The organism is Mesorhizobium sp. WSM4836 (assembly GCF_055811815.1).
Genome location: NZ_JBVVQF010000036.1, coordinates 1 through 18,907, shown reverse-complemented (window position 1 = coordinate 18,907; position 18,907 = coordinate 1). Strand labels below are relative to the sequence as shown.

Sequence of the window (18,907 nt, the reverse complement as noted above, 5' to 3'; positions counted from 1 at the left end):
GTCACGATGCGCTCCGCACCAGTCTCACCATCTGCTCGACATGCGCCAGCGGCGTCTCCGGCGTGATGCCGTGGCCAAGGTTGAAGATCAGCGGCCCGTCGCCCAGCGCCTTCAGGATCGCCGCCACGCCGTCGGCAAGCGCCCTGCCGCCGGCTACAAGCCGCAGCGGATCGAGATTGCCCTGCACGGCACCGTCACGCTGCAAATCCTTCGCCGTCGACAAGGGCACGGTCCAGTCCAGGCCCAGCCCAGTCACGCCGGTCTTTTGGCGATAGCTTCGATAGTGATCTCCAGCACCTTTGGGAAAGCCGATGATCGGAACATTGGGATGGGCAGCCTTCACTTGCCGGACGATCTCAGCCACCGGCTCGACGCAGAACGATTCGAAAGATGCTTCGTCGAGCACGCCTGACCACGAATCGAAGATCTGCACCACGTCGGCGCCGGCTTCGATCTGGCGGATAAGATAGGCAGCCGAATGATCGGCGAGCACCTTCAGCAGCCGAAGAAAGGCCGCCGGCTCGCGATAGGCGAACAGCCTGGCCGGCGCCTGGTCGGGCGTGCCGTGGCCGGCAATCATGTAGGTCGCTACCGTCCAGGGCGCACCGCAGAAGCCGATCAGCGTCGTTTCATCAGGCAGTCTGGCGCGCAACCGCCGCACCGTCTCGTAGACCGGCTCGAGATTCACGTGAAACGTTTCGCCGTCGAGAGCAGTGATCTCCACAGCCGAGATCGGCGTCAGCAGCGGGCCGCGGCCTTCCTCGAAGCGCACGTCGCGGCCCAGCGCATGAGGCACGACAAGGATATCGGAAAACAGGATCGATGCGTCGAAGCCGAAGCGTTCGATCGGCTGCAGCGTCACTTCGACAGCGAGATCCGGGTCATAGCAAAGATCGAGGAACGATCCGGCCCTTCTCCTCGTCTCCCGGTATTCCGGCAGATAGCGGCCAGCCTGGCGCATCATCCAGAGCGGCGGCGGAAACACTGCCTTGCCTCCCAATACGTCCAGCACGATCCGGTCTTGAGGCATTGAGCGCTCGCCTTTCAAGGCTTCCCTATAATTAAATATTCTATTTCTAGGAATCTTATGATTCTAAGAGTCTGTTGGTTGTGGTGGTTGTCTCCTGTCCCGCTTTGCCCTCGGAAAGACCAGCCAGCATATTGTCGCGCGCTTCTCCAACGGGATTGCAGGTCTTTGTGGAAAGTCGGGAATTTACGACTGGAGTCAATGCGTTGCCACCAGGCCAGGGAAATTGCCCCTGTGGATGACGCAAAGGCAAAAAGCTCCGTCCCCGGACTTGTCCCCAACCGCCCGGAGAAGCCGACAGCACATCGAATTGTGGACAAACCGACATCTGATACAGTCGCTTCGCGGTGGCTGAGTTTTCCGCTCGGCTTATCCACATCGGCCCACAGCCTGGAACGTATCCTGTGAACAAACCGCAGAGCTTCTTTCACCTTCACCTGATTTCCGACGCCACCGGCGAAACGCTGCTGGCCGCCGGCCGCGCGGCTTCCGCGCAATACAAGGACGCGCGCGCCATCGAACACATCTACCCGCTGATCCGCACCGAAAAGCAGGTGACGAAGGTGTTCGAGGACATCGAGGAGGAGCCCGGCATCATCCTCTACACGGTGGTCGACCAGAAGCTTGCCCGTGGCATCGACGAACGCTGCGCGGCGATGGGCCTGCCTTGCGTCTCGGTGCTGGAGCCGGTGCTGACGGTGTTCCAGTCCTATCTCGGAACGCCGGCCGGCCGCCGCGTCGGCGCCCAGCATGTGCTGGACGCTGAATATTTTCGCCGCATCGACGCGCTCAATTTCACCATGGAGCATGATGACGGCCAGCTGCCGGCCAATATGGACGATGCCGACATCGTGCTTGTCGGCATTTCCCGCACCTCGAAGACGCCGACCAGTATCTATCTCGCCAATCGCGGCATTAAGACCGCCAACATTCCGATCGTGCTTGGCGTGCCGGTGCCCGAAAGCCTGGTCAATGCCAGGAGGCCGCTGATCGTCGGCCTGGTCGCCACCGCCGAACGCATCTCACAAGTCCGGCAGAACCGCATTCTCGGCACCAGCGCCTATGAGCCGACCGACTATGTCGACCGTGCCGCGATCGCCGAAGAGCTCGCCTATGCCCGCCAGATATGCACCCGGCATGGCTGGCCGATGATCGACGTCAGCCGCCGCTCGATCGAGGAGACCGCGGCGGCGATCGTTGCCCTGCGCGGCAAGACGCGCTAGGGCGTGTGATATTCAGGTGATGCCGGCTTGCAAACGGCGGCTTCCTGGCATCCGGCGCTTACGTACGAAAAAGTACGCTCCGCTCCGGTTCTCGGAAGCCATCATTTTTTCGGCTCGGCCTGACCTGAATCTCGACACACCCTAGTGAGCGCCAGGAAACGGGCGAAAAAAATGGCCGAAAAAATCATCCTTGCCTCGGGCAGCCCGTTCCGCAAGGCGCTGCTCGTCAATGCCGGTGTCACTGTCGAAGCGGTTCCGGCTTCTGTCGATGAGCGCGCGCTCGAGGCGCCGCTGCAGAATAGTGGCGTGTCGCCGGAGGACGTCGCCCTGGTGCTTGCCGAAGCCAAGGCCACCGAAGTCAGTGAGCGCAAGCCCGACGCCCTGGTGCTCGGCTGCGACCAGACGCTGTCGCTCGGCGACGAGCTGTTCCACAAGCCGGCCGACATGGAAGGGGCGCGCCGTCATCTGCTGGCGCTGTCGGGCAAGACGCATCATCTCAACAGCGCCGTCGTGCTCGCCCGTGACGGCCAGGTTCTGTGGCGGCATGTCGGCATCGCCAGTCTGACCATGCGCAAGCTCGATCCGGCCTTTATCGGCCGCCATCTGGCGCGCGTCGGCGCCAAGACGTTGTCCAGCGTCGGCGCCTATCAGATCGAAGGCGAAGGCATCCAGCTGTTCGAAAAAATCGAAGGCGACTATTTTACCATTGTCGGCCTGCCGCTTTTGCCAGTGCTGGCCAAGCTGCGCGAGCTCGGGGCGATCGATGGCTGAGGCCCCGAAAAAAGCCTTCGTAACCGGCCACCCAATCGCGCATTCCAGGTCCCCGAAGATCCACGGCTACTGGCTGGGGAAATACGGCGTCGACGGCGTCTACGAGGCCATCGACGTTGCGCCGGAAGCATTTGCCGAATTCCTGCAGACGCTGCAGGCACAAGGCTACCGCGGCGGCAACGTCACCATCCCGCACAAGGAAGCCGCCTTCGCACTGGTGGCGCACCGCGACGACGCGGCCGAACAAATCGGTGCGGTCAACACGCTGTGGTTCGAGGACGGCGAATTGTGGGGCGGCAATACCGACGCGCATGGCTTTGCCGCCAATCTGGACGAGTATGTAGTGGGCTGGGCGGCCAACGGCCCGGCCGTGGTGGTGGGCGCCGGTGGCGCCGCTCGCGCGGTCATTCATGCGCTGAAGCAGCGCGGCATCAGCGACATCCGCATCGTCAACCGGACGCTTGCGAGGGCGCAGGAGCTGCGCGACCGCTTCGGTACAGGCGTTTCCGCTCATGGCATGACGGCGACCGGCGAATTGCTTGGGGATGCCGGCCTGCTGGTCAACACCTCAGCGCTCGGCATGCATGGCAATGAAGGCCTGTCCGCCGATCCGGACAGACTGCCGGACCGCGCCATCGTCACCGACATCGTCTACGTGCCGCTGGAGACGCCGCTGCTTGCCGCGGCCAAGGCGCGCGGCCTGAGGACCGTCGATGGGCTCGGCATGCTGCTGCACCAGGCGGTGCCCGGTTTCGAACGCTGGTTCGGCACCAAGCCACAGGTCACCACCGAACTGCGCCAGCTGATCATTGCCCATATCGGTGCGATAAAATGATCGTGCTCGGCCTCACCGGATCGATCGGCATGGGCAAGTCGACCACGGCCAAGATGTTTGCCGAAGCCGGCGTGCCGGTCCATGATTCCGACGAAGCGGTGCATCGGCTTTATGCCGGCAAGGCCGCGCCCTTGATCGAGGCGGCCTTTCCCGGGACCACCAGATCCGGTGCGGTCGATCGCCCAAAGCTGGCGGAACGGGTGCTCGGCGACGCAACCGCGCTGAAACGGCTGGAAGCGATCATCCACCCGCTGGTCCGTGCCGATGCCGATGCGTTCCTGGCTGAAAATCGCGCCGCCGGCGCGCCGCTTGCCGTGCTCGATATCCCGCTGCTGTTCGAGACCGGCGGCCGCAACCGCGTCGACAAGGTCGTGGTCGTCACCGCGCCGCCTGAAGTCCAGCGCGCCCGCGTGCTGGCGCGGCCGGGCATGAACGAGGAGAAACTGGCGTCGATCCTGGCCAGGCAGGTTCCCGATGCCGAAAAGCGCCGGCGCGCCGACTTCGTCATCGACACCGGTCAGGGCTTTGACGCCGCTCGCGCCGCCGTCAAGGCCATCATCGCCGAACTAGTCGGGGATAAGCCTGCCAGGCCTGCGTAAAAGGCTTGCAGCCCACTTTTATCTGTTGCCATTTTGTTCCGGGTGTGATTCGGCTTAGAATGTCGCCGGAACCAATGGACTGATTCGATGCGCGAGATCATCTTCGACACGGAAACCACCGGCCTCGACACGCGCGAGGACCGCGTCATCGAGCTTGGCGGCGTCGAGTTGGTCAACCGTTTCCCGACCGGCCGCACCTTCCACAAATACATCAACCCGCAAGGCCGCCAGATCCATCACGAGGCGCAGGCCGTGCACGGCATCAGCGCCGCCGATCTTCAGGGCAAGCCCACTTTCATGCAGATCGCTGAGGAGTTTCTGGCTTTCATCGACGGCGCCAAGCTGGTCGCGCACAATGCCGGCTTCGACATCGGCTTCCTCAATCTCGAATTCGGCCGGCTTGGCCAGCCGGCGATCGATCCGGGGCGGATCGTCGACACGCTGGCGCTGGCGCGCCGCAAGCATCCGATGGGTCCCAATTCGCTCGACGCGCTCTGCCGCCGCTACGGCATCGACAACGGCCGCCGCACCAAGCACGGCGCGCTGCTCGATTCGGAATTGCTGGCCGAGGTCTACATCGAGCTTATCGGCGGCAAGCAGGCAAGCCTCATCCTCGACAGCATCACGGCGCCGGCGGGCGGGAGGCAGAATGTCGACGACATCGACATTTCGATCGGTGTGCGGGCAATCGCCTTACCCCCGCGCCTGACCGATGCCGAGCGCGCAGCACACACAGGCATGGTTGGCACATTGGGCGAAAAGGCGCTTTGGTTGCGCGTCGCCCAGGAAGCGAGTTCCGCAGCGTAATATTTTGACGGTAGCGTTCCTTCGCCGGCATCCAAACAAAAAAACCCGGCGCAAGGCCGGGTTTTCCACTCTATCGAGACAACCGCTTCAGCTCACCTTGACCTTGGCGGCAGCCTGGTCCTCGGCCAGCTTCTGCTGGAACATCTGCGCGAAATCGATTGGGTCGAGCATCAGCGGCGGGAAGCCGCCATTGCGTGTTGCCTCGGCAATGATCTGCCGGGCGAACGGGAACAGCAGCCGCGGGCATTCGATGAACAGGATCGGCAGCATGTGCTCCTGCGGGAAGCCACTGATGGCGAAGACGCCGCCATAGACCAGTTCGACGTTGAACAGCACTTCCTGGTCGAACGACGCTTTTGCGTTCAGCGTCAAATTGACGTCGAACTGCTTGTCCGAAAGCGGGTTGGCGTTGACGTTGACGTTGATGGCGATGCCGGGAGCCTTGTCGCGGCCGCGCAACGAGTTCGGTGCGCCGGGGCTTTCGAAGGACAGGTCCTTCACATATTGCGCAAGCACGTTGAGCGAAGGCTGCGCCGCATTTCCATTACCGTTGGCCGCGCCGGTCGGCGCGTCGTCGTTGCTGGCCATAAGCTGTGATCCTTTTGCCTCGGCAGCGTTGCTGACCGGATTGAAATTCGGGCGTTCGCTATCATGGCCGGCCCGACAAGACAAGTTTGCAAAAGACGCCGATTGCCTTGGACTACTCGTCCTTGAGGCGGCGCCAAGGGGAATCCGGTCCGCGCGTATGGTCGTCGGCGCGCGAATAGTCGCCGTCGCCGAGATCGATGGTCTTGCCGCGTTGCCTTGCCCGCAAGCCACCGCTGAAATCGGTTGCCAGTACGATGCGGCCTTTCAGCATTCGCCAGGCAAGATCGCGCACCGGTGGCAGGAACAGCAGAATGCCGAAAATGTCCGAGATGAAGCCGGGGATGATCAAAAGGATTGCGGCCAGCACGATCATGGCGCCATGCGCAAGCTGGCCGCTCGGATCACGCCCGGCATCCATTTCGGCACGCACCCTGGCCATGACGCCAAAGCCCTGGTGTCGAAGGAGCAAGGCTCCGGCGACGCTCGAGGCCAGCACCAGCCCGACCGTCGCCAGCGCGCCGATCTGGCGGCCGACAATGACGAAACCGGCTATCTCCAGCAGCGGAAGCGCGAGCACAAACAGGGGAAACAGCGAGATACGCAAATCTTGACCGATCGTTTCGATGTTTTGCCGACCGGCGAGCAATCGCCGCTGGCACCAGAGCTGTTAGATAGGTATGGCTGCCTTTGATTTGAATGATTGCGCCATGCGTTCTATATGCTTTGGATACTGAACGCTATGTGATCGGGGCCCTTGCTTGGCCGCTGGTCCGGCCAAAGCAGGGATTGATTGGCGCAAGATATGGGCTTCTTCGACTTCGGCACGATTTTCTTTCTGATAGCGGCGGTGGTGATCTTCTTCCAGCTGCGCAACGTGCTTGGCCGACGCACGGGCAACGAGCGCCCGCCGTTCGATCCATATACGGCAGCGCGCAAGAACGACAAGGATGCCGCCCAGAAACCCGAGAACGTGGTTTCGCTGCCGCGCAAGCGGCTGGCGGGAGAGCCGGCGGCCGATACCTATGCGGCTATCGACACCTTTGCCAAGCCCGACACCGATCTCAACCGGGGCCTGCGGGCGGTCAAGGACAATGATCCGACGTTCGATCCGAAGACCTTCGTCGACGGCGCCAAGATGGCTTATGAGATGATCGTCATGGCCTACGCCGATGGCGACCGCAAAACCTTGAAGAACCTTTTGTCGCGCGAGGTCTATGACGGCTTCGTCGCGGCCATCGGCGACCGTGAGGCGAAAGCCGAAAAGATCCAGTCCTCCTTCGTCGGCATCGACAAGGCCGACATCGTTTCGGCCGAGATGAAAGGCAGCGAGGCGCACATCACGCTGCGCATCGTCAGCGAGCTGATTTCGGCGACCCGCGACAAGGCCGGCGCCGTCATCGACGGCGACCCCGAAACCGTCGCCGAGGTCAAGGACGTCTGGACCTTCGCCCGCGACACGCGCTCGCGCGATCCGAACTGGAAGCTCGTCGCCACCGAAGAAGAAGACTGAACTGGACGGCGGCGGGGGCTGTCGTGTCGCTTTCCAGAGCCTTCAGCGAAAAATCCTTTGGCGGATTGCCGGGCTGGGGCGAGGACGACCATCTCCCAGCCTTTGACGCCTTTCGCCGCTCGGCCTTTCATGTGCTGACCAAACCCTACCGCTCCGGCGCGCTCGGCGTCGATTACAATGGCTTTGCCGATGCATATGCCGACGCGCGTACCGTTTCGCCGGCGAATCGGTTGCAGGCCCGAAGCTTTTTCGAGCGCCATTTCGTTCCGGTCCGTATCAATGCCGAAGATGGTGGTCCCGGCCTGGTCACCGGCTTTTATGAGCCGGAGGTCGAAGCCTCGCCGGTACGCACGCAACGATTTTCGGTGCCGATGCTGTCGCGCCCGGCCGACCTTGTCGACGTCGATAACGGCAATCGTCCTTCAGGCTTCGATCCTTATCTCCCCTTTGCTCGTGCGGCGCCGAACGGCGCGGTCGAATATTTCGACCGCGGCGAGATCGAACGCGGCGCGCTTGCCGGAAAAGGGCTGGAAATCGCCTGGCTCGCCGACAAGGTCGATGCTTTCTTCATTCACGTGCAGGGCGCGGCGCGGCTCAACATGACCGATGGCCGGATTTGCCGTATCACCTATGCCGCCAAATCCGGCCAGCGCTTTACCGGGCCGGGCAAGATCCTGAGCGAGGAAGGTGAGATCCCGCTGGAGAAAGTGACGATGCAGTCGATCCGTGCCTGGTTCAAGGGGCATCCGGAGCGCGTCGACGAGATCCTTTGGCGCAACCGCTCCTACATCTTCTTCCGCGAGATGGGCGTCGCCGACCCAGAGCTCGGCCCCATCGCTGCCGCCAAGGTGCCGCTGACACCCGGCCGCTCGATCGCCGTCGACCGGCTGCTGCACACATTCGGCACGCCCTTCCATATCGATGCGCCGTCGCTGACCGCCTTCGACGGAAAACCGTTCCGGCGGCTGATGATCGCGCAGGACACCGGCTCTGCGATCACCGGGCCGGCCCGCGGCGATCTGTTTGCCGGGTCGGGCGATGCGGCCGGCGAGATCGCCGGCGTTATCCGCAGCGCCGCAGATTTTTATGCGCTGATCCCCCGGTCGCTGGTTTCAGGAGCAGGCCGATGACCCGGCGCATCGACAGGCTGAACGAGGACGACCGGGTGCTGTGGAACCTTGTGGCGCGCACGGCAAAGCCGCTGAAGGGCAAAACCGCCGTCGACATTGCAGACGTCGGGCCGGAGATCGACGGGGCCAGGCAGGCGCCGCCGCCGGCACAGGTCGCGGGCAATGCTGCCACGGCCGCAAAGCCGAAGGCGCAGCATGTCTCCCACGCACTCGACGAACCGACGCTGGACAAGCTTTCGAAGGGCCGGCTGCCGATCGAGGGCCGCGTCGACCTGCATGGCCTGACCCAGGACGAAGCCTATTCCCTGCTGTTTTCCTTTCTGCACCGGGCGCATGCCGGCGGCATCCGCTATGTCCTGGTGATCACCGGCAAGGGCTCTTCATCGGGCGGTGATGGCGTTTTGCGGCGTGCTGTGCCGTCATGGCTGTCGACACCCGCCTTCCGTCCACTCGTCTCCAGCCACGACCATGCCGCCCGCAAACATGGCGGCTCGGGTGCGCTCTATGTCCGCTTGCGGCGGGCGCGCTCATGAGGATGGGCCCATGAAGGTGCGCTTATGACGCCGTTCGGTGAAAAGCTTCGCGTGCTGAGAAACGAGCGCGGCGTCAGCCAGAAGGACATGGCCAAGGCGATCGGCGTCAGCGCAGCCTATCTCTCGGCGCTGGAACACGGCCGCCGCGGTGCGCCGAGCTGGACGCTGATCCAGAAGATCATCGGCTATTTCAACATCATTTGGGACGACGCCGAGGAACTGGCGCGGCTGGCCGAAACCTCGCATCCGCGCGTCAAGCTCGACACGTCGGGCCTTAGCCCGGCGGCGACCGAGCTTGCCAATCTCCTGGCCGACAACATCGAAAAGCTCGACGAAGCAGAGCTTCGCCGCATCCTTGCGTCGCTCCGCGCCGCGCTGAACCGGCCGAAATGAGGTGTTTTGTTACTGAACCGAGCCGACCAGAACCTGCTGGCCGCCGCGGATGGAAACCCAGCGGCCGGTATTGTCGACCGCCTGCCGCTTGAGGAAACGATAGCCGGTCTGGTCCCAAGAACGGACCTGGTCGGTCAGATTGTCGAGGATGTAGTCGCCCTTGTCGGTGCGCACCGTCAGTACGGCGTGGCCTTCGCCATCCGGCTTGCGCACGACGGTCATCAGCAGATCGGCAAACGAGACGCCCAGCCGGTTCAGCTCACGGCGCTTTTCCAGAACATAGTCCTCGCAATCGCCGACGCCCTTGTCGGGATAGGCCCAGACCTCGTCCTTGCCGTAGATGTCGAAGTCGCTCTCCGGCTTGACGGCGGCGTTGACGTTTGCCGTGACGCTAAGCAGCTTGCGCCACAGCGAGCCGGTCAGGCTGGCGGGCGACTGATCCTTCGGGCGGATCGAGCATTCGGACGAGTAGCTCTTGCAGAAATCATAATGGCCGATCGGCTGCGAGGTCGGGCCACCTGTTATCATCGGGCTGGCTGCCGAGGCCGAACTGGCCCAACCTGCCGCCACAGTAAGTCCAGCCAGCGCACACAGGCGCAGCGTTCTCGCCATTGGTGAGGAAATCATTGTCCCCGCTTGTCCCTTGTTGTTAACGAAACGTTAAGGGGTATTTACAGTCCGTGTCAATTATGAGGATGGATTGATTTTTGCGGCATGGTTACTCGCGTGGCGCCAACGCGACTATTGTGCAACAGGTTGACCGGCCGCACGGCCCCGCCAAGCGATGATTTTGGCATTCACCGACCTGATGCGGATTGACGGGCATCATCGCTGGTCGCTTATTTCTTGCCGGTCCTGACCAGCTTGGGCTTCACCGCAACACGGTTCTGACGGCCATAGCTGGTAATGAAATCGACGATGCGCGGCACGATTTCGGAGCGGAAGCGCGAGCCATTGAACACACCATAATGGCCGACCGCCGGCTGCATGTAATGCGCGTGCCTGTCGGCCGGGATGTTGATGCAAAGATCGTGCGCGGCCTTGGTCTGGCCGAGGCCGGAGATGTCGTCGTTCTCGCCCTCGACCGTGAACAGGGCGACATTGCGGATCGCCGAAGGGTCGACAGCCACGCCGCGATGCGTCATCGTACCCTTGGGCAAGGCCTGGCGGACAAACACGGTGTCGACGGTCTGCAGATAGAACTCCGCCGTCAGATCCATCACCGCCAGATATTCGTCGTAGAACTCGCGGTGCTTCTCGGCGCTGTCGCCGTCATGCTTCACCAGATGCATGAAGAAGTCCTTGTGGGCGATGATGTGGCGGTCGAGATTCATGCTCATGAACCCCGAAAGCTGCAGGAAGCCGGGATAGACCTCGCGGCCGAAGCCCGGCACCGGCCAGGGCGCGCGCATGATGACGTTGTCGCGGAACCAGTCGATGCCCTTTTCCTGGGCGAGCAGATTGACCGCCGTCGGATTGCGGCGCGTGTCGATGGGGCCGCCCATCAGCGTCATCGTCGAGGGCACGAATGGATCACCCTTGGCTTCCATCAGCGCCACCGCCGCCAGCACCGGCACCGAAGGCTGGCACACCGCCATCACGTGGGTATCGGGACCCAGCGCATGCAGCATGTCGACGATGTAGTCGATATAGTCGTCATGATCGAAGCTGCCGTCGGCCAGCGGCACCATGCGCGCGTCGACCCAGTCGGTGATATGCACGTCGGCATAGGGCAGCATCGCCTCCACCGTGCCGCGCAGCAGCGTCGCATAGTGGCCCGACATCGGCGCGACGATCAACAGCTTCGGATCCGGCCGGCGCCCGGCCGGAACCGCCCGTTCGAAACGAACCAGATTGCAGAACGGCCGCGACCAGACGGTGCGTTCGCTGACCTCGACGGTTTTCCAGTCGACCACGGTCTTGGCCAGGCCGAATTGCGGTTTGCCGTAGCGGCGCGTCGTGCGCTCGAACAGTTCGGCCGTTGCCGCAACCGAGCGGCCCCAGGACGTATGTGAGACCGGATTGAGCGGATTGGAGTAGAACAGGCGCACCGCATCGGCATAAAGGCGCGCCGGCTGCAAGGCGGCGTGGTTCAGTTCGTAGAGCTGATAGAACATTGAGACCCCGCTGCCGACTGCGCTTTGAAGGGCCGACGAGCAGTGCCGAGCCTTGATTGCTTTGCGAGGAAGTTAGCAACAATCTGCTGCGATGCAATACGTCAACTTGCGTGATTTATGCTCGTTCTTTCGTCCAAGGCGTTGGGAATCCGCCTGGAACGGCAACAGCCGGCTCAATGTGCACCTGCGAAGGCCTGGCAAGGAGCACGCTATTGGGACGATCGTCGGGGCGGTGTCCGGCCGTGGCTGCCGGACCCCTAGAAGGGTTCCAGCGTTCATAGAAAACGCCGAACCGATCCATCTTTTGTTTAACGCAATTTCGGACGGAAACCGTTTCAGACTTTTCCTGGATTACTCTAGACGCGTGCCATGCAGACAGCGGTGTGGCCCGAGCTGATGAAGCCAAGCTGGCTGGCTGCGCCCTTCGACAGATCGAGCATCCGGCCCCTAATAAACGGGCCGCGGTCGTTGATGCGCACGACGACGCTGCGGCCATTGTTGCGGTTGGTCACCTTCAGCTTTGTGCCGAACGGCAGGCTGCGATGCGCGGCGGTCAGCGCCGACGGGTTCATGCGCTCGCCGGAAGCGGTTCTGGAATGCAGTGAGTACCAGGAGGCACGGCCGCACTGCGCGGCGGCGATGGCACTGGATGCGCCGACCATCAGGCCGGCCGCGATCGTGGCCGCGACAAGCGCGGTCTGGCTGCTTTTGTTCATGTGTTGGGGACTGGCTCCGTTGACAGACCCACAGCGGTTAGGGACGAATGAGGCAGCAAATGCGGCAATGATCTGTCGGTTCCATGGCAATGTCACACGTTTGGAGTCGGCGCGAAACAATTTGTCAGAGATTTCCCGCAGACCGGCACAGCTTCCTTGATGATCTCTGCACCGATCTCCGCATGTCTTGCACAAGATCAGAGGTTAGCATCTAAGTAGAAGTTGGCGTGACCGGACCGCTTCTTTTTAGCTGTTCCATTTCGGTCGGAACGCGGCTGATGATCGACTTGGAAAGGAGTTCTAGCAATGAGATTGCTCAAAAATCTGCTGGCCTTGATTGTGCTCGCCATCGGCGTGCTGTGGACGTTGCAAGGCATCGGCTTCATCGGGGGCAGCTTCATGACCGGCCAGTCGCAATGGCTCTATGTCGGCATCGTGACGGTGCTGGTCGGCTTGGTCGGCCTGGCCTGGGCGAACCGTTCGCGCGTTTGAGCAGGCGTCGGTCCTCAGGCTCCCTCCAGAGCAACGCGCAGCGGACCCGTGGCGGCCGGTCACCGCGACCAGTACTGCCAGCCCCAGTAGAAACTTTCGTCGCGCGGCGGTAAGCGGTTGCGCTTCGCGTCCAGCTGCACGGGCGTCGGCGTTTTGCGTTCGTCCCCAGGCAGCTGTTTGTCTCCGGCCTTGATCAGGCGGAGCCAATGGCCGAAATCCGCAAACAATACAGCGATGGAATGGGGCATTGTCGGTCACTCCCGCCCTGCCCACGGGACGAGCACCCGCTCGATCCTGCGGATGATGAATTCAAGCACGAAGGCAATGGCCGCGATCACCAGTATGCCCATCACCACCACGTCGGTGACGAGGAACTGGGCAGCGGACTGGATCATGAATCCGAGCCCGCGTGTCGCCGCCACCAGCTCGGCGGCAACCAGCGTCGACCAGCCGGCGCCAAGCGCGATGCGCAGACCGGTCAGGATCGAGGGCAGCGCGCTGGGCAGGATAACGTGCCTGATCACTTGGCGCCGCGTGGCGCCAAGCGAGCGCGCTGCATTGATGCGTTCCTGCGAGACACCGCGAACACCCGATGCCGTCGACAGCGCAACCGGCGCCAGCATGGCAATGGCAATCACCAGGATCTTGGACGGCTCGCCAATGCCGAACCAGATAATGATCAGCGGCAGATAGGCCAGCGGCGGGATCGGCCGCAGGAATTCGAGCAGCGGATCGAAGATGCCGCGCCCGATCGTGCTGATGCCGATAGCCAGCCCGATGGGAACGCCGACGAAAACGGCCGCGATCAGCGCTGCAAACACCCGCCACAGGCTGGCGGCGATATGCTGGAGCAGCGTCGCGTCGACAAAGCCGTCACCGGCGACGACGACAAATTTGTTCCAGACTGCCACAGGCGACGGCAGGAAAACCGGCGACACCAATTGCAGGCGGGCCGATGCCGTCCACGCCGCCAGCACCATCAGAATGGTGATCGCGCTGACCACGCGGGCCGAAACGCGGCTGCGTCTCGGCCGCGGCCGCGACCATGGCACCGACAGCGCGTCGGCTCCGTCGTCGACCTTGGCGCGCTGCGGCCGCTCGGTATAGGAGGTAACGGTCATGCTGCCTCCCCTTCGAAGATCGCGTCGGTCAGCTCGCCGCGCGCCGCAGCGAAGGCGGGATCGGCCTTGATGCTGCGAATGGCCTCGCCAGCTGCATAGCGCCGGCTGAAGCCGGCCCCGAAACTCCGCACCACCCGGCCAGGGCCGGGAGCGAGCACAATGATACGGGTTGCCAGCACCAGCGCTTCCTCGATGCCGTGCGTGACCATCAGCACGCCGACCTGGCTTGCCGTCCACAGATCGAGCAGCGTTGTCTGCATGCGTTCGCGTGTCAGCGCATCGAGCGCGCCTAGCGGCTCGTCGAGCAGCAGGAATTGCGGCGCGGCTGCCAGCGCCCGGGCCAGGCCGACGCGCTGGCGCATGCCGCCGGAAAGCTCCCAGATGCGCTTGTCGCCGGCGCCGTCGAGCTTCACCAAAGTCAGAAGTTTGTCGGCGCGCCGCGCCCGTTCACTTGGCGCGACACCGCGCAGCCTGAGAGCAAAGGCGACATTTTCCCGCGCGGTCAGCCACGGAAACAGTGCGTCGTTCTGGAACACGACGGCGCGGTCCGAGCCTGGCGCCGTGATCGGCCTGCTGCCAATCGTGGCGCGTCCGCGCACAGGCTCGACCAGGCCCGCAGCGACATTGAGCAACGAGGTCTTGCCGCAGCCGGAGCGGCCGACCAGAACAACGAAGTCATCCTTGGCGACGTCAATCGACACGTGTTCGACTGCCGGCGCCGGCTGGCCGTCATAATGAATCGAGACTTGGTCGAGCACGAGATGCGTCATGTGGGGTCGCCGATATTCTGAATCTGCCTGCCCCGAAGCCGCTCCTCGTCAGCGGCTCCGGGGCAGGCAACGCGCGTCAGGGAAGGGAGGAAGCGCGCATTGAGCAGCCGCTAATTCGAGGCCAGCGCCTCGCCGACATATTTCGACGACACGTATTTCGAATAATCCGGCAACACGGCGTCAATCTTGCCCTGCTCCTTGAGGAAGGCCGATGTCGCCTTGACCGCCTTGACCGTGCCGGCACCGAGAAACTTGTCCGCGGCCTGCTCCTCGAGCGTCGGGAACACATAGCCCCTCAGCAGTTGCGGCACGTCTTCGAGCTTGGCCCCGGTGATCCTGGCGATCTTGGCCGCTTGTGACGAGGACACCGACCATTGGTCCGGCTTGGCCAGGAAGTCGGCATAGGCAGCGCCCGTCACTTTGACGAAATCGCGCACCGCTTCCGGGTTTCTTTCAGCGAAGTCGGTTCGCACGATCCAGGCGTCGAAGGTCGGCGCGCCCCAAGCGGCGACCTGGGAGGAATCCAGCACGACCTTGCCCGTCGTCTTGATCTGGCCGAGTGCCGGATCCCAGACATAGGCGGCGTCGATGTCGCCGCGCGCCCATGCCGCCGCGATCTCCGGTGGCCGCAGATTGAGAATATCGACCGCCTTCGGGTCGACACCCTCATGCTTCAGCGCGGCAAGCAGGCTGTAATGCGTCGTCGAGACGAAGGGCACCGCCACCTTCTTGCCGGCAAGGTCGGCGACCTTCTCGATGCCGGCGCCGTTGCGGGCGACAAGGGCCTCGGATTCGCCGATCAGCCCGACAATGAAGATTGTCTGGATGGGAAGCTCGCGGCTCGCCGCCGCCGCCAGCGGGCTCGAGCCGACATAACCGATGTCGACCGAACCGGAAGCGATGGCGGCGATCACGTCGGCGCCGGAATCGAATTTCCGCCAGTCGATTGCCGCCTTGGTCGCGCTCTCATACGCGCCGTCGGCCTGCGGCACCTTCGAGGGTTCGACGACCGTCTGGTAGCCGATAGTGATCTTGAGGTCCTGCGCATCGGCTGGGCCGAGAAAGGCGGCACCAGCCAAGGCCGCCGAGGACAAGAGAACGATACGTCGCGAAATGGTGGACATGAAAGGCTCCTTGGAAAACGAGAAAAACCGGATTGCGCTTCATCGTCACCTAAATCTATCATTCTTGTAGAGTTAAACCTTTCCAATCAGTTCGGTGTTGTTAGAAAAAGTCATCTGGCTATGGCAGTTGCCCATTCGCACGCTTCTGCGATGCCCGGGTAAGAACCATCGTCAGTGCCCCGGAACCTCTTTCACGTTCCCACGCCCAACAAGAATTTCCCGATTTTGCCCCTGCATCGGCAAACCCATGCTGTGGATAGGCAAAAAATTGGAAATAAGTTCCCTGTGTTCGCCGTTAAGTCTAGTATCCTTATCGATATTGAAGGATTGGAGAGGACGATGAGCGACGCCACCCTCCTTGTTGCCGCGCGCGGCATGCTTTGGCCTTCAAATTCAGGGGCAGAAGCTGCTGTTCGGATTCTCGCCGATCGGGACATTCCTGCCGCCAGCCAGTTTGGCGGTGTGCCATTGGCGGCGGCTTCTGTGCTTCCAAGAGCACAAGCCCCGGCCAAAATGGCCATTGCGGCTTGAAAACGAAGCAAAATCAACGTTTCTCGGCTTGTATATCATGTCACTAGAATTTATCTGTAGTGACAGCTTGGACGCGGCGGGGAGGCACGCCAGGCGTTTCGCAACCGGTGGCCTTGCGCCATCGCATGACAGAGAAACGTTCGGGTTATGCTCACGAAAAAAGGTAAATACGGCCTCAAGGCGCTCGTCCATCTGGCGCGCCTGCCGGTTGGACAGCTCGCCTTCGTCAACGACATCGCCACAGGAAACAATATTCCGAAGAAGTTCCTCGATGCCATTCTTGGCGAATTGCGCAATGCCGGTTTCGTCCAGAGCCGCAAGGGCAAAGAGGGCGGCTATCGGCTGGCACGCCCAGCGGACGAGATCAAGGTCGGCCACGTCGTGCGCGTGCTCGACGGACCGCTTGCCCCCATTCCTTGCGCCAGCCGCACCCAGTATCAGCGCTGCGAAGATTGCAACGAGGCGACATGCCAAGTCCGACACCTGATGCTGGAGGTCCGGCAGGCCATCGCCGAGGTGCTGGATCAGCGCAGCCTCGCCGAAATGCGCGACATCGCCGGCGACGAAGATTTTTCGGCGGCGTTGAAAATCCAGGCCTGAATCAATCTCTCCTGAGCCGGCGACGATCGCCAGGACAGCTGGTGTGCGCATGACCGGGCGCGGTACGCCAAGTTCGATCATCATTGTCGGTGGCGGCGCCAGCGGCGTCGTGCTTGCGGCGCATCTAATGAAGTCGTCCAATCCCGATCTCCGCGTCAGCCTGATCGAAAAACGCCCGCATTTTGGGCAAGGCATGGCCTATTCAACGCTGCTGTCGGCGCATGTGCTGAATGTCAGCGCGTCGGGCATGAGCGCCTATGCCGACGATCCCGGCAATTTCTCGCGCTGGCTGCTTGAACGCGGCCTGGCAACGCCGGAACAGGCGCCGGTCTATGCGCCGCGCAGCGTCTACGCACGCTATCTCAAGGAACTGCTCGACGAGCTCGAGGCGCGTGAGCAGCAAACAGGCCGGCTGCGACTGATCCGCGAGGAGAGCCTGTCGATTTCGCCGACCGCATCAGGCGTCGAAGTGGCGCTGGCCAACGGCACCAGCGTGGTTGCGCACCTTGCCGTGCTCGCCACCGGGCATGACGAGGAGCCGGGGGCGGGGCAGGGCCATGCGATCAGGATGGGCTCCGAGGCCGACACTGCGCTTGACTCCGAAGCCCCAGTCCTGGTGCTGGGCACGGGCTTGAGCATGGTCGATGCCTTCCTGTCGCTCGAGCAGCGCGGCCATCGCGGCGAGATCGTCGCGGTGTCGCGGCGCGGCCTGCTGCCTTCGCCGCATCGCAAGGGCAATCCGATCAAGCTCGACGTCGCCGATATTCCGCTCGGCACCCAGCTTTCCTATTTCGTCGGCTGGTTCCGCGACCTGATCCGGGAAAACCAGAAGGCCGGCATCGACTGGCGCGATGTCGTCGACGGTCTGAGACCCTTCAACCAGAAGATCTGGCAGAACTGGCCGTCCTCGGCCAAGCGCCGCTTCGTCGAGCACACCAAGGCGTGGTGGGACATCCATCGCCATCGCATGGCGCCGGAAGTCTACGGCCGCGTTGCCGAGGCGGTGCAAGCGGGCCGCATTCGCCTTGTCGCCGGGCGCGTCGTCGACATCGCCGCAGGCTACACCGTGCACGTCCAGTCGCGCCACACGCAGCGCCTCGAAAAGTTCGACGTTGCTCGCATCTATGATTGCACTGGCATTGCCAGGGACATCTCGGCCACCTCGAACAGTGTGGTACGGTCGCTGGTCGGCCGTGGGCTGGCAAGGCCGGATCCACTGCGACTCGGCCTCGACGTGACCGCGAACTGCGAGGTCGTCGCCGGCGACGGCACGGTATCGGCCAAGATCCTCGCCGTCGGGCCACTGACGCGCGGCACCTTCTTCGAGATCGACGCCATTCCGGATATTCGCGTGCAGTGCGCGCGGCTAAGCAAGCGATTGCTTGGATGAGAACCTCTTTGTCTGGGCGCAATTCCGGATGCAACACCGCTGTCGTCGGGGGAAAAGACCTCGACCGCGTAACCTCTCTCCGCCAAAAGCCGACCGGCCAGCGCGTGGTGGTCGAGACAGCCGGGTTGGCGATGACGCGACCCTGGCCAGATGACCGGGCAAATTCTGCTTCCGTCGCCATCGTGCCTTGCCTACGATGGGCGTATGACGCAACGCGGAAGACTCTACGGCTGTCCGGTCGAGTTCGCGCTCGACGCGCTCGGCGGCAAATGGAAGACGGTGATCCTGGCGCGCATCGAGGAACAGCCGATGCGCTATTCCGACCTGCGCCGGCTGATCCCCTCACTCTCGGACAAGATGCTGACGCAGCGCCTGGCCGAGCTTGTCGAGATCGGCTTCGTTACGCTCGAAACGTCGCCGGACGGCAAGGGACGCTACGCCTTGACCGGGCGCGGTCAAGATCTCGCCGCCGCGCTCCAGGCGCTCTACGACTGGGGAAGCGTGCATGGCCGCGCCGAAGGTGTGCGTTTTCGTACCGACAGCTCAGCCACCACCTAGATGTTTGATCCCAGGCTTTGATGGGGCATCCTTGTCCTCCGAATCAAGGGATGCGCTATGGGCCAGGTTCTT

Annotated in this window: 24 protein-coding genes; 14 read left to right on the top strand and 10 right to left on the bottom strand. The window is 62.8% G+C overall.

Annotated elements, in window-relative coordinates:
* Window position 1 precedes the first annotated feature (1 nt).
* Entirely contained in the window at window positions 2–1,030 is a 1,029-nt protein-coding gene (gene hemE / locus AC0L2P_RS29295; RefSeq protein WP_473506361.1) for a uroporphyrinogen decarboxylase, read from the bottom strand.
* A gap of 401 nt (window positions 1,031–1,431) precedes the next feature.
* Between hemE and AC0L2P_RS29290 the strand changes: the two genes are divergently transcribed.
* The 5 genes from AC0L2P_RS29290 (at window position 1,432) to dnaQ (ending at window position 5,262) form a co-directional block, all read left to right on the top strand.
* The gene (locus tag AC0L2P_RS29290) at window positions 1,432–2,250 is read left to right on the top strand and encodes a pyruvate, water dikinase regulatory protein (RefSeq protein ID WP_352869666.1); all 819 of its coding nucleotides are present in this window, start codon (window positions 1,432–1,434) and stop codon (window positions 2,248–2,250) included.
* A 171-nt stretch (window positions 2,251–2,421) separates the two neighbouring features.
* Window positions 2,422–3,021 carry a Maf-like protein gene (locus tag AC0L2P_RS29285; RefSeq protein WP_473506359.1) on the top strand — a complete coding sequence of 200 codons (600 nt, stop codon included), beginning with the start codon at window positions 2,422–2,424 and terminating at the stop codon, window positions 3,019–3,021.
* Window positions 3,014–3,856, top strand: a complete 843-nt coding sequence (locus AC0L2P_RS29280; protein ID WP_473506357.1) for a shikimate dehydrogenase — start codon at window positions 3,014–3,016, stop codon at window positions 3,854–3,856. The genes AC0L2P_RS29285 and AC0L2P_RS29280 overlap by 8 nt, the downstream gene beginning before the upstream one ends.
* Window positions 3,853–4,455: a dephospho-CoA kinase gene (coaE, locus tag AC0L2P_RS29275; protein WP_473506355.1), complete on the top strand. Its 603-nt coding sequence runs from the start codon at window positions 3,853–3,855 to the stop codon at window positions 4,453–4,455. Before AC0L2P_RS29280 ends, coaE begins: the two co-directional genes overlap by 4 nt.
* Before the next feature lie 87 nt (window positions 4,456–4,542).
* Window positions 4,543–5,262: a DNA polymerase III subunit epsilon gene (dnaQ, locus tag AC0L2P_RS29270; protein WP_473506353.1), complete on the top strand. Its 720-nt coding sequence runs from the start codon at window positions 4,543–4,545 to the stop codon at window positions 5,260–5,262.
* Window positions 5,263–5,349: 87 nt separating this feature from the next.
* Here dnaQ and secB read toward each other — a convergent pair whose 3' ends face one another.
* Entirely contained in the window at window positions 5,350–5,850 is a 501-nt protein-coding gene (gene secB, locus AC0L2P_RS29265) for a protein-export chaperone SecB (protein WP_254817954.1), read from the bottom strand.
* 112 nt (window positions 5,851–5,962) lie between these two features.
* The gene (locus AC0L2P_RS29260; protein ID WP_473506352.1) at window positions 5,963–6,454 is read right to left on the bottom strand and encodes an FxsA family protein; all 492 of its coding nucleotides are present in this window, start codon (window positions 6,452–6,454) and stop codon (window positions 5,963–5,965) included.
* A 198-nt stretch (window positions 6,455–6,652) separates the two neighbouring features.
* Here AC0L2P_RS29260 and AC0L2P_RS29255 point away from each other — a divergent pair, with 198 nt between their 5' ends.
* Genes AC0L2P_RS29255 through AC0L2P_RS29240 form a run of 4 tightly spaced genes read left to right on the top strand, consistent with a single transcriptional unit; the run spans window position 6,653 to window position 9,416 of the window.
* Window positions 6,653–7,360, top strand: a complete 708-nt coding sequence (locus AC0L2P_RS29255) for a Tim44/TimA family putative adaptor protein (RefSeq protein WP_473506390.1) — start codon at window positions 6,653–6,655, stop codon at window positions 7,358–7,360.
* 23 nt (window positions 7,361–7,383) lie between these two features.
* Window positions 7,384–8,490, top strand: a complete 1,107-nt coding sequence (gene mltA, locus AC0L2P_RS29250; RefSeq protein WP_473506349.1) for a murein transglycosylase A — start codon at window positions 7,384–7,386, stop codon at window positions 8,488–8,490.
* Window positions 8,487–9,023: a Smr/MutS family protein gene (locus tag AC0L2P_RS29245; protein ID WP_473506347.1), complete on the top strand. Its 537-nt coding sequence runs from the start codon at window positions 8,487–8,489 to the stop codon at window positions 9,021–9,023. The genes mltA and AC0L2P_RS29245 overlap by 4 nt, the downstream gene beginning before the upstream one ends.
* Before the next feature lie 24 nt (window positions 9,024–9,047).
* Window positions 9,048–9,416 (top strand): helix-turn-helix domain-containing protein, encoded by a 369-nt coding sequence (locus tag AC0L2P_RS29240; protein ID WP_473506345.1) that lies wholly within the window; start codon window positions 9,048–9,050, stop codon window positions 9,414–9,416.
* 9 nt (window positions 9,417–9,425) lie between these two features.
* Here the strand turns inward: AC0L2P_RS29240 and AC0L2P_RS29235 are convergent, their stop codons facing one another.
* From AC0L2P_RS29235 to AC0L2P_RS29225, 3 genes are all read right to left on the bottom strand, one after another.
* A complete protein-coding gene (locus AC0L2P_RS29235; RefSeq protein ID WP_473506343.1) occupies window positions 9,426–10,043 on the bottom strand; it encodes a transglutaminase-like cysteine peptidase in 618 nt (205 codons plus the stop codon).
* A gap of 212 nt (window positions 10,044–10,255) precedes the next feature.
* Entirely contained in the window at window positions 10,256–11,533 is a 1,278-nt protein-coding gene (locus AC0L2P_RS29230) for a polyhydroxyalkanoate depolymerase (RefSeq protein ID WP_473506341.1), read from the bottom strand.
* Between the two features lie 356 nt (window positions 11,534–11,889).
* On the bottom strand, window positions 11,890–12,249 hold the full coding sequence (locus AC0L2P_RS29225) for a septal ring lytic transglycosylase RlpA family protein (protein ID WP_473506339.1): 360 nt from the start codon (window positions 12,247–12,249) through the stop codon (window positions 11,890–11,892).
* Window positions 12,250–12,555: 306 nt separating this feature from the next.
* Here AC0L2P_RS29225 and AC0L2P_RS29220 point away from each other — a divergent pair, with 306 nt between their 5' ends.
* Window positions 12,556–12,741 (top strand): hypothetical protein, encoded by a 186-nt coding sequence (locus AC0L2P_RS29220; protein WP_473506337.1) that lies wholly within the window; start codon window positions 12,556–12,558, stop codon window positions 12,739–12,741.
* A 59-nt stretch (window positions 12,742–12,800) separates the two neighbouring features.
* On the opposite strand, the gene AC0L2P_RS29215 is transcribed toward AC0L2P_RS29220, so the two are convergent.
* The 4 genes from AC0L2P_RS29215 to tauA form a co-directional block, all read right to left on the bottom strand.
* On the bottom strand, window positions 12,801–12,989 hold the full coding sequence (locus AC0L2P_RS29215) for a hypothetical protein (RefSeq protein WP_473506335.1): 189 nt from the start codon (window positions 12,987–12,989) through the stop codon (window positions 12,801–12,803).
* A gap of 6 nt (window positions 12,990–12,995) precedes the next feature.
* A complete protein-coding gene (locus tag AC0L2P_RS29210) occupies window positions 12,996–13,862 on the bottom strand; it encodes an ABC transporter permease subunit (protein ID WP_473506333.1) in 867 nt (288 codons plus the stop codon).
* On the bottom strand, window positions 13,859–14,632 hold the full coding sequence (locus AC0L2P_RS29205; RefSeq protein ID WP_473506331.1) for a taurine ABC transporter ATP-binding protein: 774 nt from the start codon (window positions 14,630–14,632) through the stop codon (window positions 13,859–13,861). The genes AC0L2P_RS29210 and AC0L2P_RS29205 overlap by 4 nt, the downstream gene beginning before the upstream one ends.
* 110 nt (window positions 14,633–14,742) lie before the next feature.
* Window positions 14,743–15,756: a taurine ABC transporter substrate-binding protein gene (tauA, locus tag AC0L2P_RS29200; protein ID WP_473506329.1), complete on the bottom strand. Its 1,014-nt coding sequence runs from the start codon at window positions 15,754–15,756 to the stop codon at window positions 14,743–14,745.
* 339 nt (window positions 15,757–16,095) lie between these two features.
* Between tauA and AC0L2P_RS29195 the strand changes: the two genes are divergently transcribed.
* The 4 genes from AC0L2P_RS29195 (at window position 16,096) to AC0L2P_RS29180 (ending at window position 18,835) form a co-directional block, all read left to right on the top strand.
* Window positions 16,096–16,287, top strand: coding sequence for a hypothetical protein (locus AC0L2P_RS29195; protein WP_473506328.1), 192 nt, complete (start codon window positions 16,096–16,098; stop codon window positions 16,285–16,287).
* Window positions 16,288–16,434: 147 nt separating this feature from the next.
* Entirely contained in the window at window positions 16,435–16,887 is a 453-nt protein-coding gene (locus AC0L2P_RS29190; protein ID WP_023675902.1) for an RrF2 family transcriptional regulator, read from the top strand.
* Window positions 16,888–16,936: 49 nt separating this feature from the next.
* Window positions 16,937–18,277 carry an FAD/NAD(P)-binding protein gene (locus AC0L2P_RS29185; RefSeq protein ID WP_473506326.1) on the top strand — a complete coding sequence of 447 codons (1,341 nt, stop codon included), beginning with the start codon at window positions 16,937–16,939 and terminating at the stop codon, window positions 18,275–18,277.
* A gap of 204 nt (window positions 18,278–18,481) precedes the next feature.
* Window positions 18,482–18,835, top strand: a complete 354-nt coding sequence (locus AC0L2P_RS29180) for a winged helix-turn-helix transcriptional regulator (RefSeq protein WP_473506324.1) — start codon at window positions 18,482–18,484, stop codon at window positions 18,833–18,835.
* Window positions 18,836–18,907: the final 72 nt, after the last annotated feature.

Excerpts from the sequence above, each read along its gene's own strand:
- hemE (WP_473506361.1), bottom strand. The coding sequence starts at position 1,030 with ATGCCTCAAGACCGGATCGTGCTGGACGTATTGGGAGGCAAGGCAGTG.
- AC0L2P_RS29285 (WP_473506359.1), top strand. The coding sequence starts at position 2,422 with ATGGCCGAAAAAATCATCCTTGCCTCGGGCAGCCCGTTCCGCAAGGCG.
- AC0L2P_RS29280 (WP_473506357.1), top strand. The coding sequence starts at position 3,014 with ATGGCTGAGGCCCCGAAAAAAGCCTTCGTAACCGGCCACCCAATCGCG.
- coaE (WP_473506355.1), top strand. The coding sequence starts at position 3,853 with ATGATCGTGCTCGGCCTCACCGGATCGATCGGCATGGGCAAGTCGACC.
- dnaQ (WP_473506353.1), top strand. The coding sequence starts at position 4,543 with ATGCGCGAGATCATCTTCGACACGGAAACCACCGGCCTCGACACGCGC.
- secB (WP_254817954.1), bottom strand. The coding sequence starts at position 5,850 with ATGGCCAGCAACGACGACGCGCCGACCGGCGCGGCCAACGGTAATGGA.
- AC0L2P_RS29255 (WP_473506390.1), top strand. The coding sequence starts at position 6,653 with ATGGGCTTCTTCGACTTCGGCACGATTTTCTTTCTGATAGCGGCGGTG.
- AC0L2P_RS29245 (WP_473506347.1), top strand. The coding sequence starts at position 8,487 with ATGACCCGGCGCATCGACAGGCTGAACGAGGACGACCGGGTGCTGTGG.
- AC0L2P_RS29240 (WP_473506345.1), top strand. The coding sequence starts at position 9,048 with ATGACGCCGTTCGGTGAAAAGCTTCGCGTGCTGAGAAACGAGCGCGGC.
- AC0L2P_RS29235 (WP_473506343.1), bottom strand. The coding sequence starts at position 10,043 with ATGATTTCCTCACCAATGGCGAGAACGCTGCGCCTGTGTGCGCTGGCT.
- AC0L2P_RS29230 (WP_473506341.1), bottom strand. The coding sequence starts at position 11,533 with ATGTTCTATCAGCTCTACGAACTGAACCACGCCGCCTTGCAGCCGGCG.
- AC0L2P_RS29225 (WP_473506339.1), bottom strand. The coding sequence starts at position 12,249 with ATGAACAAAAGCAGCCAGACCGCGCTTGTCGCGGCCACGATCGCGGCC.
- AC0L2P_RS29220 (WP_473506337.1), top strand. The coding sequence starts at position 12,556 with ATGAGATTGCTCAAAAATCTGCTGGCCTTGATTGTGCTCGCCATCGGC.
- AC0L2P_RS29215 (WP_473506335.1), bottom strand. The coding sequence starts at position 12,989 with ATGCCCCATTCCATCGCTGTATTGTTTGCGGATTTCGGCCATTGGCTC.
- AC0L2P_RS29210 (WP_473506333.1), bottom strand. The coding sequence starts at position 13,862 with ATGACCGTTACCTCCTATACCGAGCGGCCGCAGCGCGCCAAGGTCGAC.
- AC0L2P_RS29205 (WP_473506331.1), bottom strand. The coding sequence starts at position 14,632 with ATGACGCATCTCGTGCTCGACCAAGTCTCGATTCATTATGACGGCCAG.
- tauA (WP_473506329.1), bottom strand. The coding sequence starts at position 15,756 with ATGTCCACCATTTCGCGACGTATCGTTCTCTTGTCCTCGGCGGCCTTG.
- AC0L2P_RS29195 (WP_473506328.1), top strand. The coding sequence starts at position 16,096 with ATGAGCGACGCCACCCTCCTTGTTGCCGCGCGCGGCATGCTTTGGCCT.
- AC0L2P_RS29190 (WP_023675902.1), top strand. The coding sequence starts at position 16,435 with ATGCTCACGAAAAAAGGTAAATACGGCCTCAAGGCGCTCGTCCATCTG.
- AC0L2P_RS29185 (WP_473506326.1), top strand. The coding sequence starts at position 16,937 with ATGACCGGGCGCGGTACGCCAAGTTCGATCATCATTGTCGGTGGCGGC.
- AC0L2P_RS29180 (WP_473506324.1), top strand. The coding sequence starts at position 18,482 with ATGACGCAACGCGGAAGACTCTACGGCTGTCCGGTCGAGTTCGCGCTC.